Origin of the sequence: Eubacterium sp. AF16-48 (assembly GCF_003479405.1) — a bacterium.
GTDB classification, from domain to species: Bacteria; Bacillota; Clostridia; order Lachnospirales; family Lachnospiraceae; genus Eubacterium_G; species Eubacterium_G segne.
Genome location: NZ_QUHB01000001.1, coordinates 150008 through 166320, shown reverse-complemented (window position 1 = coordinate 166320; position 16313 = coordinate 150008). Strand labels below are relative to the sequence as shown.

Sequence of the window (16313 nt, the reverse complement as noted above, 5' to 3'; positions counted from 1 at the left end):
TTTTACTATTATTAATCCAATTTAACAACCTTTTTTCTTTCAATCATTTCATCAATTCTATCTATATATAAATCTACATTTTTCAATGTATCAATTCTTTTTCCTTCTTTTCTGTCTTTAGACAGCAATTTAGTTACCGCTCCTGCACCGGCAGCCCACACATTCTGATAATCACCCATCATTAAAATGTTGTAAATTCCTTCCTTTCCAACCTTAGAATAACCTACATTTTCCTGATTACCAACCATATTTTTCTGTCTGTACATATAATATGGAACCATTTTCATTTTTCCGGCATATTCTTCCGTTATTTTCATTAACCTGCTACTGTTTTCCATGGTCATGTCGCAATATCTGTCCTTTTCCACATTAAGTCTTGAAGCCCTTTTTAAAGCAAGAGAATGAACTGTAATTCCGTCAGGATTTAGTTTAAGAGCTTCTTCCATGGAGTATTTTACCATTTGGGCGTTTTCTCCCGGCAGTCCCACAATAAAATCCATATTGATGTTATCCATACCGCATTTTCTTGCAATGGCAAATGCTTCTTTTACCTGAGAAACAGTATGCTTTCTACCTATAATTTCCAATGTTTTCTCATTCATGGTTTGAGGGTTTATGGATATTCTGCTTACTCCATGCTTTTTTAGAACCATTATCTTATCTTCCGTTATACTGTCAGGTCTTCCTGCCTCCACTGTAAATTCAACTACCGTGGAAAAATCAAAATTATCCTTCAAGGCATTTATAAGCCTGTCTAACTGATTTGGTTCAAGGGTAGTGGGAGTTCCTCCACCGATATATACCGTATTTAGTTCCCTGTTTTTTAGCTTTATTCCAAGATATTTAATTTCCTTTATAACTGCATCTAAGTATAAATCAACTTTTTTTCTGTATTTTTCTATTGGAAATGAGGTAAATGAGCAATACAAACAGGTTGTAGGACAAAAGGGTATCCCTACATACAAACTAAATCCATGTTTATAATTTATTTTTGACAAAATCTGTCGCTCTCTGTCAGCTATATCTATTGCCAGATTTAACTTCTCATCAGATATCAAATATGTTTCTTTCATATAAGACATAATTTCTTTCCGGCTAATGTCTTCTTCCAGCATCATCTCCGGAATCTTAGATGGCCTTATCCCTGTAAGTGTTCCCCAGGGAAGTTTCTCTTTCGTATCTGCACTTAACAGCTTATATAACAGTTTCTTTAATATATTCTTAGTTTCTCTTCTGTCTGAAAAATCACAAAACATTTCACCTTCTACAGGCTCTTTTTCCTTACTCCACACCGAAATACATATCTTGTTTTTTTCATATTTTACAGATATTTTCCGGTATGAATTTTCAACCCTGTCATTAATTTTAAAGGGATGACCGGTATAAAATGCCTGTACAAGTGATTGTACGTCATATTCAAACTGTGCCGGTTCTATTTGTATATCAATCATTAATAGTACACCTTTTCGCTGTCAATATTTGTTATGTTCATATGTCCCGGATATACCTCTGTCTCTCCCGGTAAAACCAGAAGTTTGTTTTTAATGGACTTAATTATATCAGATTCACTTCCTCCCGGAAAATCCGTTCTTCCTCTGCTTGCCTGAAACAAGGTATCTCCGCTAAATAAAACCTGCTCCTCTTCAATATAAAAGCATCCGCTTCCCGGAGTATGCCCAGGAGTAAGAACATATTGTATATCAAATCCCGCTACCTGAAAGTTTTCACCATCTTCTAAAAACTTATCTCCATTAACTTTTACAGGTTCTCCAAACATAGACGACAGATTCATTCTGCTGTCTGTAAGGACTTTTTCCTCTTTTGCCCCTACAATGACAGGAATATTATATCTTTCCTTCAGTTGATTTACGGCTCCGATATGATCAAAGTGTCCATGGGTAAGCAATATTGCCTTTGGAATCATTTCCAGTCTGCTTACATTAACTGATATTTTCAGTTCGTCATCTCCCGGATCCACAATAAATCCCTCTTTTGTATCCTTATTCATACAAATATAGCAATTTGTATAGCACTCGCTTACAGTAACACTTCTAATCATTATCTTAGCCATATCAAATCTCCTAATCTTTTATTAACTGCTTGTTCTTTCAATGTCAATTATACTGTCAATGGTTCTTATTTTTGCAATAAGACTATTTAATTCATCTGTACCCTGAATGGCAAAAGTCATTGAAATAGTGGCAATGTCGGACTTACTTGTTCTACTGTTAATACTGTTTACGTCAATATTTCTCTCTGTAAATATCTTTGACAGGTCAGTAAGTATTCCCACACGGTTATGTGCATATATAACGATTTCCGTCATATACTTTCCATCCTGCTCTGATTCGTCAGCAGCCCAGCTTGCCTCTATAAGCCTTCCTCGTTCAATATCCGGAAGATTTATAATATTTACACAATCGGTTCTGTGTATAGAAACACCTCTTCCTCTGGTGACAAATCCCACAATTTCATCTCCCGGAACCGGACTACAGCATTTTGAAAATCTTACAGCCACATCATTCATTCCCTCAACAATAATGCCGCTTTTTGATGAATTATGTTTCGTTCCCTGCTTGTTTCCATTAGCTTCATTTAAAACATCTTCATCTGTAATTTCAATTTTATGGTCTTTATTGTATTCGTCTAAAAGCTTGTTTACAATCTGACCTTCCTTTAATCCTCCATGGCCTATAGATGCCACTAGCGAATCCCATTCCTTGTAGCTATACTTAAGCCTTACCTTATCCATATATTCAGGCTTAAATATTTCTGACATTACTATGCCTTTAGACTTACAATACTTTTCTATAAGTTCACGACCTTTAACAATATTTTCCTCTTTATTTTGCTGTTTAAACCACTGGTTTATTTTGTTCTTTGCCTGAGTGCTTTTAACAATTTTTAACCAGTCCATACTAGGGCCCGTGGAATTATTAGAGGTTACAACTTCTACACGGTCACCGTTTTGTATTTTATAATCAATGTTTACCATTTTTCCGTTAACACGGGCACCTACCATCTTGTTTCCTACGGCACTATGAATACTGTAGGCAAAATCAATTGGCGTAGAGCCGTTTGGAAGATTTTTAACATCTCCATTAGGTGTAAAACAGTAAACTCTCTCTGAGAACATATTAAGGTCATCTTTAAGTAAATTTAAAAATTCCTTATTATCTGACAAATCTCTCTGCCATTCAAGAATCTGCCTTAACCAGCTAATCTTCTGTTCCTCATTATCTCCCTCACCTGTGATATTTTCTTTATATTTCCAGTGAGCAGCGATACCATACTCAGCGGTTTTATGCATTTCGTATGTTCTAATCTGAATTTCAAAAGGCTGTCCGTTAGGTCCGATAAGGGTAGTATGTAAGGACTGATACATATTCTGCTTTGGCATGGCAATATAGTCCTTAAATCTTCCCGGAACCGGTGTATATTTCTCATGAATAATGCCTAATGCACCATAACATTCCATAACGCTGTCTACAATAATTCTAACAGCAAATACATCATATATCTGGTCTAATGTTTTATGCTGCATTGTCATTTTCTTGTAAATACTGAAATAATGCTTAACACGTCCGTCAATAGTAGCCTTAATTCCTGCTTTTTCTATATATCCTGCAACTTCAGCAATGAGATTACTCATAAATTCTTCTCTATGCTCAAGTCTTTCATGGACACCTTCAACTAATTCCTTATATTTTTCAGGTTCAAGATATCTTAAGGCAAGGTCATCTAATTCTATTTTAATTTTAGAAATACCAAGTCTATCCGCGATTGGAGCATAAATATCCATTGTCTCCCTTGATTTTTCTTTTTGCTTTTCCGGTGTCATATATTGCAATGTACGCATATTGTGAAGCCGATCAGCTAATTTTATTAAAATAACTCTGATATCCTTTGCCATGGCAAGAAACATTTTCCTTAAGTTTTCAGCCTGTTTCTCTACCTTGTCAGTATCATAATCCAATCTGGTAAGTTTGGTTACTCCATCTACTAAATCTGTTACTTCCTCACCAAATTCCTTTATCATTATTTCCCTTGTGGCAGATGTATCTTCCATAACATCATGCAAAAGACCTGCCATTATGGATTCCTTGTCCAATTCCAGGTCTGCCAAAATAAGGGCAGTATGAAGAGGATGTATGATATAAGGCTCTCCGGATTTACGTTTCTGGTCACCGTGGAAATTTTTGGCAAAATTATACGCCTTCTCTATCATATGCAACTCATCTGCCGACGGATGATAATGTTTAATTTTGTCTATAAGTCTCCCGTATAATTCCTCAGGGGTTGCCTGTTCTTCTTCTTTTGGAATTACACCGTGATTTTCGATTTTTACATTGTTCATATTATTTCCCTTCATATGCTACAACTGAATCTACTCTATATCCTTCTAATTTCTCTCTACCTTTTAATCCTGCTAATTCCATAAGGAATACGCAACCAACTACAACTCCACCAAGTCTTTCTACTAAATCAATAGCTGCTTTTACTGTTCCGCCTGTGGCAATCAAATCATCAGTTATAACAACTCTCTGTCCCGGTTTAATGGCATCTACGTGAATTTCAATTTCAGCTGTACCATATTCCAAATCATATTCTTCTGAAATAGTTTCACAAGGCAGTTTACCTTTCTTTCTAACCAAAACAAAGCCTTTATTTAAAGCATACGCAATAGGTGTACCCAAAGCAAAGCCTCTGGCCTCTAAACCTACAACCACATCAAAATCCAGGTCTTTTACCTTATCTATCATGGAATCAATAGCTATCTTAAGCCCGTTAGGATCCTTCATTACTGTTGTAACGTCTCTGAAAATAATACCCGGTTCCGGAAAATCAGGTATGCTTCTAATGTACTTTTCTACCTCATGCATTTTATCTTCTCCTTCTTGCTATATAATTATTTATTTTATAGTTGTCATAATTATATATTACCACAACCCTTTTAACAAAATCTATCTATTATTATTTGTAAATTTATCCTTCCATTATACTCATTTATTTCCGGATAGTATGTTGCCATAATTTTCAAATTATTCTTTTGACCCTGAAGGGCCTTATTTACCTCTTCCTCACCGAATTTTTCAGACAAAAATGCCATAAAATCAACAGCACTGTTAAACTTAACTGCAGTCATTCTGTAATGATTTTGATTTTCTACAACCATTTTTATTACATTTCCTGATTTTCCCAGTATTTGCAAACTGATAATCTTTAGATTTTTTTCTGCAAAAACCGGCTTTTCATTGCCTTTTCCATAGGGCTTAATAACCTCTAACTGATTTACGAAATCCATTGTAATATATTCCAAAGGCAGGGCAATGTCAATCCATACCTTTAAATATAAATCTTCTTCCGTTAAATTACAATTTTCATTTAACATTTTTCTAAATAAATCTATATTTTTTTCTTCTAAAGATATTCCCGCTGCCATTTTATGACCACCAAATTTTGTAAGCAAACTTTTTACCTTTGTAAGTTCTGAATACATATCGTATTCCTCAATAGAACGACCTGATCCTTTAACTCCCTGTTCAGCATCTGTCAGGACAAACGTAGGCTTATTATACTTTTCTCTTACCCTTCCTGCAATAATTCCTGCAATGCTTTCATGACAGTCTTTAAGGTATAAAACCAATACTTTGTCATCCATATCCTGTGCCATTTCAATTGCTGTCATGGCTCCTTCATTAGTCATATCCTTACGTTCAGCATTTAATTCCACCAGTTCTTTTGCCAAAACTTCCGCCTTTTGAGTATCTATGCAATCTAATAACTCCGTGGCACGTTTTGCCGTGTCTAATCTTCCACTGGCATTTAGGCAAGGGCCTATAACAAAACCAAACTGATAAGATGAAAGATTATTTTTATCTAACTTACAGGCATTTATTAAAGCATTTATACCAATATCATTACAGTCTTTTAGTTTTTTAATGCCCTGTTTTACTATAATTCTGTTTTCTCCCTTTAAATCCACTACGTCACATACAGTTGCAATAGCAGCGTAAGGAAGTAACTTATATAATTCGTTTTTGCCTATGCCTTCTGTTTCAAACAATGCCGATATAAGCTGATATGCAACCATTGCTCCACACAGCTCTTTAAATGGATAGGGGCAGTCTGCCTGTTTGTGATTTACCACTGCATCTGCATTAGGAACAATATATTCTCTTTTTCCATCAGTTTCTTCAAAAGGTACCTCGTGATGGTCAGTAATAATAATATTCATTCCAAAAGATTTGGCATATTCCACCTGATTATAAGCTGAAATACCGTTATCACATGTTAAAATAGTATCAATACCGCTATCATAGGCATTTTTAATTAGTTTTTCGTTTATACCATAGCCATCTTCTATTCTGTGGGGAACTACAAGGTCTATATTTGCCCCTAGCTTTTTTAATGACCTAAATAAAATATATCCGGAAGTTATTCCGTCAACATCATAATCGCATATTATTCTTATTTTACTTTCATGACTGATTTTTATTCTTAGTATATCAACAGCCTTATCCATATCTTTAAAAAGCCATGGAGAACTTATTTTTTCCAAATCGTCATTTAAATAATTATAGATGTCCTCGTCACATATTACATCTCTGTTTCTAATTATCCTTGCAATTACCGGACTGATATGAAATTTTTCAGAAATATGATTAAAATCTGCCCTTTTTGTCTGTAAAAACCATTTCTCTTTCATAATAATTATGCCTTGTTCCTAAATAGTATTTTAAAAAGAAAAACGGCACCACCATTTAGATGGTACCGTTAAATACTTCTTAATTATTTTTCTTTGTCGTACTGTTTACCTTTTAATACATACCACAATGCACCTGTAACAAATACTGATGAATAAGCACCGGCTACGATACCTACCATTAATGGTGTTGTAAACTCTTTAATTGATGAAACACCCATAACGAATATCATAAATACAGCAACAAATGTAGTTAATGATGTGTAGATACTTCTTGTAAGTGTTTCTGTGATACTTCTGTCAATAAGACCAATCATTGTTTCACCACGCTTCATAACTGCCTTATTTTCTCTAATTCTGTCAAAGATAACAATTGTAGCGTTTATTGAGTAACCTACTATTGTAAGAAGGCAGGCAATAAACGTTGTTCCAACTGTAAGTCTTGACAATGAATAGAAACCAACAACTATAAGTACATCATGAACTAATGCTATAACAGCTGCTAAAGCAAACTGAATATTCTTAAATCTTAACCAGATGTAAATCAACATACAAATTGTAGCAAGAGCTGTAGCAACAACGGCATCTCTTCTCATTTCAGCACTGATTGTATCTGAAATTTCTGTATCATTAAAGTTCTGCTCGTCATCCTTTGCCTGATATTTGTCAATCAAAAGCTTCTTAAATTCGTCCATTTCATCTGATGACATTTTCTTTGTCTTAATAGAGTATAAGCCCTTTGTACCTGTATCCTTCTGAGCCTGTACATCTGATGTATTTAATGTTTTCTGTATTTCAGGTTTAATTGTATCGTTGAATTCATCGATAGTGTAATCCTTATCAAACTGAACGCTTATAGATGTACCACCCTTAAATTCAATACTATAGTTAAATGCTTCATTTCCTGTTGCCACATTGTAAACAATTGAGCCTAAGCCAATAACAATAACAACTATTGAAATTGTAAACCAAACTTTTCTCTTTTCAACAAACTTGATAACATTCTTTGCTCTTTCCTTGCCATAAAATACCGGTTTCTGGAATCCCATATAATACAGCATCCACACAATTCCTCTTGAAACAACAAGGGATGTAAACAACTGAATGAAGATACCTATTGCAAGTGTCATAGCAAAGCCCTGAACTGTTCCTGAACCTCTCCAAAGAAGAACTAATGCTGCAATAAGTGTTGTAACGTTACCGTCAACGATAGCTGATGTTGCTTTCTTAAATCCAATAGTGATTGCGTTCTTAACTGACTTACCGGCTGCAATTTCCTCTCTGATACGGGCATAAATAATAACGTTAGCATCAACTGCCATACCGATATTAAGAATAATACCTGCAATACCCGGAAGAGTAAGTGTAAGGTCAAATCCGTTAAGTGCAAGAAGCATTAATTCAACATATGATAATAATGCAAAACCTGCAGCAAGACCAGGCACTCTATATACGAAAAGTAAGAATAATACAATAATAACAAACGCTATCATACCTGCCTGAACACTCTTTGATAAAGCATCTCTACCAAGCTGTGCACTCTGAACACTATGACTTAATTCATCCAATGAAAGATCAAGTGAACCAATCTTAATATTATCTGCAAGTGTCTGTGCTTCCTCTAATGTAAAGTTACCTGTGATTTGAGCCTGTCCACCGGTAATTGACTGATTAATTTTCGGGTCACTAAGAACCTCATTGTCATAAATAATGTATGACTGCTGTCCAACATTCTGAGATGTCATTTCACCAAAAATTTTTGTTCCTGCTGTATTAAACTGTAGGTCTACAGCATTCTCTGCTTTTCCTGTCTTTTCATTAGTTGTTGCCTGACCTTTAGCATCTGAAACACTGTCACCTGTAAGCCATACCTTATAATATCCGTCATACTGTCCACCTGTTGTGTTCTTTAACTGGATATATTCCTTGTTTTTAAGTTGCTCATCTGTAGGTGTTGAATCAGCCTTTGTACAGAAATAAAGTGAACCCGGCTTACCTAATTCTTCAAGAACCTTGTCCGCATCATATGCACCCGGGATTTCAACTGTAATTCTATCATCACCCTGCTTATAAGCTGTAGCTTCTGTACTAAATGTATGAATTCTCTTCTCTAATTTTCCTCTTGTAGCTTCAAGAGAATCACTGTTTAACTTATCACGGTCATCTTTCGATACCTGATATGTAATGCTTACACCGCCTTTAAGATCAAGACCCTGTGTAATATACTTAGCCTGTCCGTGATCCCCTACGCCAAACAGAATCACATAACCGGCAAAAGCCATTACTGCAAGTGAAAGTATAAAAAATACAATCCCTTTAGTTTTGTTCATTTTAATTTTCATCTTTTAACCTCTTTCTTATCAGTCAGCGTCGGCTAACGCTGCTTTTATCATTATTGAGCATTCCACCCTTTTTCTCTGCATTTCACATCCGATATCATAAGCATCATTAATTGTGCCATGAAAATTATATGAGTTTGCAGCACAACCGCCACTGCAATAAAATCTTGCAAAGCAGTTTTTACATTTTTCTTTTGAATACACATTACAGTCTCCGAATGTGGAAACAATGTCTTTACGGACAATTCCATCATTTACATTTCCCATAAGAAAATCTTCGTTTCCAACAAATTGATGGCACGGGTAAAAATCTCCCCATGGTGTAACTGCAAGATATTCAGTTCCTGAACCACATCCCGATAAGCGCTTATACACGCATGGTCCCTGATTTAAATCAATCATAAAGTGGAAGAAATTAAAGCCTCTGCCTTCCTTCTCACGCTTTATGTATTCAAGTGCAAGTTTATCGTACTCTTCCATTATTGTCGGTAAATCCTCTTCCCTAATGGAATACGGATCTTCTTCCGGACCAACAACAGGCTCAATTGACATCTGTTTAAATCCTAAATCAGCAAAATGTTTTACATCTTCAGAAAAATCAAGATTATCTCTTGTAAATGTACCTCTTATATAATAATTGGTCTGATTACGGCTTTCTGCAAGCTTTTTGAATTTTGGAACAATAAGGTCGTAACTTCCTTTTCCGTTTCTAAATGGTCTCATTCTGTCGTTGACTTCCTTACGACCATCAAGACTAATTACTACATTAGACATTTCCTTATTCAAATACTCCATAATCTCGTCGTTAAGAAGTACACCATTAGTGGTAAGGGTAAATCTGAATTTCTTGTTGTATGGCTTTTCTAACGAACGTCCATATTCAACTAACTGCTTTACAACCTCCCAGTTCATTAATGGTTCACCACCAAAGAAGTCTACTTCAAGGTTTACTCTATTGCCTGAATTTTTAACAAGAAAATCCAGGGCTTTCTTTCCAACCTCGAAGCTCATAAGTTCTCTTCTTCCGTGATACTCACCCTCCTCAGCAAAACAATACTTGCATGCCAGGTTACAATCATGGGCTATATGCAGGCACAAAGCCTTAACCACGGTCTGACGGTTCTCCTTAAACTTTTCAACAAACGGCTGATATATGTCTTCGGTAAACAGTTGTCCATCTTTTTTTAATTCTTCTATTTCGTCAATTGCCTCTAAAATATCGGACTCATTATACTTATCCTTCAGTTTATCAACAATTTCAGAAGAAGAAATATCTTCAAACAACTCTATAGCATCATATGTAACGTCGTCAACCACATGCACTGCGCCACTGTTAACGTCCATTACAATGTTATATCCATTGCTTTTATACTGATGAATCACTGTGACTTCCTCCCTTTTTAACGCATTATAACAGAGTCGAAAATTCGGCTCTGTTATAAAATAATGCCATATAAAATTTTATTTGTTTTCGCAAGTCTGGTTTCCTACTGTACAAGAAGTCTTGCAAGCAGACTGACATGATGTCTGACATTCACCGCATCCGCCTTTTTTCATTGTGTCCTTTAATGTTTTTGCATTTAATGTCTTAATATGTTTCATGGTAATCCTCCAAATCTATTTTGTGCTTATTTATGTAAAGCTGCACAAGTCTTAGGTTATTATATCACAATATGGTATTTTTTCAAACGTTTTCTTTATTGTATCAAAATCCTGTTAAAATCGTTTAAAATCATTCCCCTATTATCCTATCCCCCCTTTAACTAAGCATTCCTCCTATTGTTCCTGCCACCACGGAAACAATACATCCTGAAAAGAGTCCTACACTTCCTGATGAGACGCTTCCTTTTGAAATTAGTGCTGTGAGAAAAATTATTGCAAAATAAATCAGTCCGGCTAATGCTCCCCACACAAATTTTCTGCTTTCCATAACCTTTCCCACTATCACCCCACCACAAAATGACGCAATTCCATAAATTATCAACACCATTATTTTTATTGTTGCCACAGAAGGTGAAATTTTAAGAACCACAAAAGCAATTAGTGCCAACAATACTGTACTTATAATCATTTGTATCAATGTTTCCTTTAAAAATATCACTGCAACTTTTTTCATAATTTATTTACCGGTAATACCAGCCTTTCCTAACGTTTATATAATAATTTATATTATGAAAGCGTATAATTTATTACGGTTTGTTGACTTTAAATTATCTATATTGTACAATCGACTCTAACAGGCTTTTGCCTGAAATATTTTTTGTAAGGAGATTTATATGGGACCCAGTGACATAGCTCTGCTATGCATATTATTTGTTTTATTGTTATTCTCGGCGTTTTTTTCATCAGCCGAAACTGCTCTTACTACATTTAATAAAGTAAGATTGAGAATGCTCGTTGATGACGGAAATAAGAAAGCTATTGTACTTGATAAGGTACTTAGCAATTCCAGAAAGATGCTTAGCACTGTTTTGATAGGTAACAATATTGTTAATATTGCTGCTTCTTCTCTTACAACAGTTTTAGCCCAGCATATTTTTGATGTAAACATAGTTGTCAGCGTTTGCGTAGGCGTACTTACACTTGTCATCATTATTTTTGGTGAAATTATTCCCAAAACGGTAGCAACTCTTCATGCTGAGTCAATTGCATTATCTTATGCAAAGCCAATTAAATTTTTTATGTTTATTTTAACTCCGGTTATTTTTGTGCTGAATCTGTTTTCCAGCTTTCTGTTAAAAATATTCAGAGTTAACGTAAATTTAAATTCAGCAGCTATTACTGAAGATGAATTAAGAACCATTGTGGGGGTTAGTCAGGAAGAGGGTATTATCGAAGATGATGAGTACGATATGATTAACAACGTTTTTGATTTCGGAGACACATGTGCTAAAGACATTATGATTCCTAAGGTTGATATAACCATGGTTCCTATTGATGTTTCATACGATGAACTTTTATCTGTTATTAAGTCAGATAAATTTACCCGTATACCTGTTTATAAAGATGATACAGATAATATTGTGGGAATTATCAACATTAAAGATATGCTTATAAATGAAGTAAACCGTGTAAATTTTGATGTTAATAAATTAATGCGTGAACCTTATTATACTCACGAAAAAGAAGAGCTTAATGACCTTCTTATAGAAATGAGAAATAATGAGCCCGGAATGTGTATTGTTTTAGATGAATATGGTCAGGCTGAGGGCCTTATTACATTAGAAGATATTGTGGAAGAAATCATAGGTGATATCCACGATGAGTTCGACCAGGCTGAGGAGCTTGCTGTCAGACAAATTGGTGAACATGAATACATTGTTGAAGGCTCAATTAATTTAGATGATTTCAATGACGAATTGGGTACTAATATAGATTCAGAAGATTATGAATCTCTCGGTGGACTTATTATTGAACACTTAGACCGCCTACCAAACAAAGGTGACAGTGTGAAAATTGATAACTGCAAACTTACAGTTATCAAAATGGATGATAAACGAATTGATTTGGTTAAGGTCAAAATTGACCATGAAGATGACACTCCATCTGATGAGGTTAATTCAGAATCTGACAAATAGTTTTGTGGGATATATATAAACGCCCCGTAAGGTATCGATAAATAAATACGAAACATTCCCGTAGATTGTATTATGTATGATATAATTTACGGGATTTTTTATTTCAATATTTTTAGTAATTTTTGGATTTTAATAATTCTTTTATTCTTTTTTTGAATTTATGTGATGCGAGCAGTTGGATTTTAATTTTTATTATATCCATATTCTAGTCATCCCTATTCCAGTCATTTCCATATCTCACCATCTCATCTGCTTCTTAAATATAACTATCAAAAAAGCAGAACTTCAATGTTTTCTTTCGACATAAAGTTCTGCTTATACTTTAATACGATATTTTATAACTGCGAGTATCTCCATTTTCTTCCAATATCAACCCCTATATTAAAGCAATACGCTGTAGATATCATAAACAACATCATTAAGCCTATTCCAAATAATATGCCCGTAATCAAGCGCTTAGTGTTATTACTTTCATACTTTGTTTTTGCCTGTATCAAACCATCTGTTACAAGTGGAATTAATAAAACAAAAAACACCCATATAGGTAAATTTTTCAAAAAGAAATATCCTATAGGAGTTACTATAATTCCTATAAGTTCACCTGTACACCTTGCGCATATTGGAAACTGTTTTCCATGAAAGAAAAATGAACGTTCAGGTCTTTGATGGCATCCAAATATGATGGGTAGCCATTTACATAACCATCTTTTCATGCCACATTCCTAAAATCCTGTAACACTTGATGAAGCACCATACATTCCTGCTCCTACGCCTGCTACAATCACTATAATGTAGAATAATATTGAAATACCTACGCTAACTAAAGCACCAATTCCTGCGGCTTTAGCTGTTTTTGGCTTGGTGTCCTTCCACACAAGGAATAAAATCAAACCTGCTAAAGGAATACAACATCCCAGTAGCCCCCAGCCTATTCCTCCATTATCAGATACATATGGTGTGCCATAATCATTATTATGCGTGTTCTTTGTATCTCCTCCACAATATGGGCATTCAACTGCATTGTCATTAATTTCTTTTCCACAATGGTTACAATACATTTTTTCGTCCTCCTATCCTTTGTTATTAAATATATTACCGTTTGATTATAACAATTCATTTATGTAATTTCAATACAAATGGCACATTTTGTCATTTTTCTGCCTTAAGCACAAAAAATCCCACAAAATGTAGTATGTTTGCACAAACCAACATTTGTGGGATAAAATCCATATTAATTAAAATTTCAATATAAATCACAAGCTCTTAAATTTACAGTTTTTCCCAAAGTTTGCCCTGCTTTTCTTCACAGTATTGGCAACTGTATAAACCATTCTTTTTGTCTGTTAGTACAAAAACATGGTCTAACTCCTGCTCAATAGATGTAATGCATCTTGGGTTTTTGCAATGTAATACATTAACAATCTTCTTTGGTAGCTTAAGATCTCTTTTTTCCACTAATTTACCGTCAGTGATAATATCAACTGTGATATTATGATCAATAAATCCTAATATATCAAAATCCACAATATCTAAGGGACCTTCTACTTTAATTATGTCTTTAACTCCCATTTTTTTACTTCTGGCATTTTTAATAATAGCAACCTGGCAATCTAATTTTTCCAAATTAAGATAATGATATATAGCCATTGCCCTTCCTGCCTGAATATGGTCTAAAACAAAGCCATTTGTTATTTCATCTATATTTAGCATATTATACTTCCACCTCCAACAATGTCAAAATAAGTGCCATTCTCACATACACACCAAACTGTGCCTGCTTAAAGTACACAGCCCTTGGATCATCATCTACTTCAACAGCAATTTCATTAACTCTTGGCAGTGGATGCAAAATCAGCATATCATCTTTTGCTGATTTTAGTTTCTTTTTGTCCAAAATAAAGCTATCTTTAAGTCTTATATAATCCTCTTCATTAAAGAATCTTTCCCTTTGAACCCTTGTCATATAAAGCAAATCAAGCCCACCAATTACATCTTCAAGTCTTGACACCTCTTCATACTGAGCTCCTGCTTCTTTTATATTTTCAATGATATATCCCGGAACCTTAAGCTCCGCCGGTGAAATAAGGACAAATTTTACATTATCATATCTAAGCAATGCGTTAATAAGCGAATGCACTGTTCTTCCAAATTTCAAGTCACCACACAATCCAATTGTAATATTATCAAGTCTACCCTTAAGGGTTCTTATTGTCATTAAATCCGTCAAAGTCTGGGTAGGATGCTGATGTCCTCCATCCCCTGCGTTAATAACAGGAATACCTGATTTTTTAGCTGCAACTAAGGCTGCACCTTCCTTCGGGTGTCTCATGGCACATATGTCTGCATAACATGATATAATTCGTATGGTGTCTGAAACGCTCTCCCCTTTAGATGCGGAGCTTGATGATGCCTCGGAAAATCCCAAAACACTTCCGCCTAAATTAAGCATAGCTGCCTCAAAGCTTAGTCTTGTTCTTGTGCTAGGCTCATAAAAAAGAGTGGCAAGTTTCTTTCCTTTGCAACACTCTTTGTATTTTTGAGGATTCTTTTCAATATCGCCGGCTAAATTTAATAACTTATCCAACTCTTCTACAGTAAAATCCAATGGACTAATTAAATGTCTCATTTCACCCTCCATTCATATGTATTTTTTGCTAATAAGATAATACATTATTGAGGTGTAATATTCAAGGGTATTTACTTATTTTTTTTCACTATTTATTTAATATTTTTGAATTTATAAATATTACATTTTCCGGTAATCTGGTATACTATTATAAACAAATAATTTTTATGGCAGTGTTTTTCCTTAATTGCTTAGTGATAACGGAAAATCACGCCACATTACAGATAGGAGCAAATTTATGACACCACAATATTATAAAGAATTGGAAAAATATTTAAGTTGTGTTAAGACAAAGATAGATTTTAAGCCTGATGTTGCAATTGTTTTAGGCTCAGGTCTTAACAAACTGGCAAAAAAAATCAATGTAAAGGAAACTATTAATTACTCAGATATTGATGGATTTCCCATAAGCACCAATAAAATGCACGCAGGAGCTTTTATTTTCGGATATTTAGGTGACGTTCCGGTAGTCGCTATGAACGGAAGAATCCACTACTATGAAGGTTATTCCATGAATCAGGTTGTTTCACCTATTCGTCTTATGAAACTAATGGGTGCAAAAAAGCTTATTCTATCTAACGCCGCCGGTGGAATTAGCGACAACTTAAATGTAGGGGATTTAATGATGATTACAGACCATATTTCATCTTTTGTACCATCTCCTTTAATTGGACCTAACATAGATGAACTCGGCACCCGTTTCCCTGATATGACCAGCATATATGACAGTGAAATATGCAAAAAAATAAAAAACATAGCAAGGGAAAACAATATTGACTTAAAAGCAGGTGTATATCTCCAGACAACCGGACCTAACTACGAAACACCGGCTGAAATTAATACGTACAAACTTCTCGGAGCTGATGCTGTTGGTATGAGTACCGTATGTGAAGCCATTGCCGCCGTTCATTGCGGATTTAAAGTATGTGGAATAAGCTGTATCACCAACAAAGCTGCGGGAATAACCGGAGAGCCTTTAAGTGATGAAGAAGTGGGCGTTGCTGCCTCTAAAGCATCTGATAAGTTTTGTCTTTTAATTGAAGAACTGGTAAAAAGAATATAAA

At 34.8% G+C, this 16313-nt stretch carries 15 protein-coding genes; 2 read left to right on the top strand and 13 right to left on the bottom strand.

Annotated elements, in window-relative coordinates:
* Nucleotides 1-11: 11 nt before the first annotated feature.
* From hemZ to DWW68_RS00735, 9 genes are all read right to left on the bottom strand, one after another.
* Nucleotides 12-1451 (bottom strand): coproporphyrinogen dehydrogenase HemZ, encoded by a 1440-nt coding sequence (gene hemZ, locus DWW68_RS00775; RefSeq protein ID WP_118588529.1) that lies wholly within the window; start codon nt 1449-1451, stop codon nt 12-14.
* Nucleotides 1451-2071, bottom strand: coding sequence for an MBL fold metallo-hydrolase (locus DWW68_RS00770; RefSeq protein WP_118588528.1), 621 nt, complete (start codon nt 2069-2071; stop codon nt 1451-1453). Before DWW68_RS00770 ends, hemZ begins: the two co-directional genes overlap by 1 nt.
* Before the next feature lie 21 nt (nt 2072-2092).
* On the bottom strand, nt 2093-4357 hold the full coding sequence (locus DWW68_RS00765) for a bifunctional (p)ppGpp synthetase/guanosine-3',5'-bis(diphosphate) 3'-pyrophosphohydrolase (RefSeq protein WP_243052975.1): 2265 nt from the start codon (nt 4355-4357) through the stop codon (nt 2093-2095).
* A gap of 1 nt (nt 4358) precedes the next feature.
* Nucleotides 4359-4883, bottom strand: a complete 525-nt coding sequence (locus tag DWW68_RS00760; RefSeq protein ID WP_118588526.1) for an adenine phosphoribosyltransferase — start codon at nt 4881-4883, stop codon at nt 4359-4361.
* A gap of 71 nt (nt 4884-4954) precedes the next feature.
* Nucleotides 4955-6709: a single-stranded-DNA-specific exonuclease RecJ gene (gene recJ, locus DWW68_RS00755; protein WP_118588525.1), complete on the bottom strand. Its 1755-nt coding sequence runs from the start codon at nt 6707-6709 to the stop codon at nt 4955-4957.
* A gap of 83 nt (nt 6710-6792) precedes the next feature.
* Nucleotides 6793-9048: a protein translocase subunit SecD gene (gene secD / locus DWW68_RS00750; RefSeq protein WP_243052973.1), complete on the bottom strand. Its 2256-nt coding sequence runs from the start codon at nt 9046-9048 to the stop codon at nt 6793-6795.
* 18 nt (nt 9049-9066) lie between these two features.
* Entirely contained in the window at nt 9067-10428 is a 1362-nt protein-coding gene (gene scfB / locus DWW68_RS00745) for a thioether cross-link-forming SCIFF peptide maturase (RefSeq protein ID WP_021952876.1), read from the bottom strand.
* Nucleotides 10429-10506: 78 nt separating this feature from the next.
* Nucleotides 10507-10647, bottom strand: a complete 141-nt coding sequence (scfA, locus tag DWW68_RS00740) for a six-cysteine ranthipeptide SCIFF (protein ID WP_021952875.1) — start codon at nt 10645-10647, stop codon at nt 10507-10509.
* A 157-nt stretch (nt 10648-10804) separates the two neighbouring features.
* On the bottom strand, nt 10805-11161 hold the full coding sequence (locus DWW68_RS00735; protein WP_118588524.1) for a TIGR04086 family membrane protein: 357 nt from the start codon (nt 11159-11161) through the stop codon (nt 10805-10807).
* Between the two features lie 160 nt (nt 11162-11321).
* Between DWW68_RS00735 and DWW68_RS00730 the strand changes: the two genes are divergently transcribed.
* On the top strand, nt 11322-12623 hold the full coding sequence (locus DWW68_RS00730) for a hemolysin family protein (RefSeq protein WP_118588523.1): 1302 nt from the start codon (nt 11322-11324) through the stop codon (nt 12621-12623).
* 335 nt (nt 12624-12958) lie between these two features.
* Here the strand turns inward: DWW68_RS00730 and DWW68_RS00725 are convergent, their stop codons facing one another.
* From DWW68_RS00725 to pyrB, 4 genes are all read right to left on the bottom strand, one after another.
* The gene (locus DWW68_RS00725; RefSeq protein WP_118588522.1) at nt 12959-13336 is read right to left on the bottom strand and encodes a DUF2085 domain-containing protein; all 378 of its coding nucleotides are present in this window, start codon (nt 13334-13336) and stop codon (nt 12959-12961) included.
* Between the two features lie 9 nt (nt 13337-13345).
* Nucleotides 13346-13681, bottom strand: coding sequence for a zinc ribbon domain-containing protein (locus DWW68_RS00720; protein WP_118588521.1), 336 nt, complete (start codon nt 13679-13681; stop codon nt 13346-13348).
* A gap of 211 nt (nt 13682-13892) precedes the next feature.
* Nucleotides 13893-14333, bottom strand: coding sequence for an aspartate carbamoyltransferase regulatory subunit (locus DWW68_RS00715; RefSeq protein WP_021952871.1), 441 nt, complete (start codon nt 14331-14333; stop codon nt 13893-13895).
* Between the two features lies 1 nt (nt 14334).
* The gene (gene pyrB / locus DWW68_RS00710) at nt 14335-15249 is read right to left on the bottom strand and encodes an aspartate carbamoyltransferase (RefSeq protein WP_118588520.1); all 915 of its coding nucleotides are present in this window, start codon (nt 15247-15249) and stop codon (nt 14335-14337) included.
* 238 nt (nt 15250-15487) lie between these two features.
* On the opposite strand from pyrB, the gene DWW68_RS00705 reads away from it, so the two are divergent.
* Nucleotides 15488-16312, top strand: coding sequence for a purine-nucleoside phosphorylase (locus DWW68_RS00705; RefSeq protein WP_118588519.1), 825 nt, complete (start codon nt 15488-15490; stop codon nt 16310-16312).
* The last annotated feature ends 1 nt before the right edge of the window (nt 16313 follow it).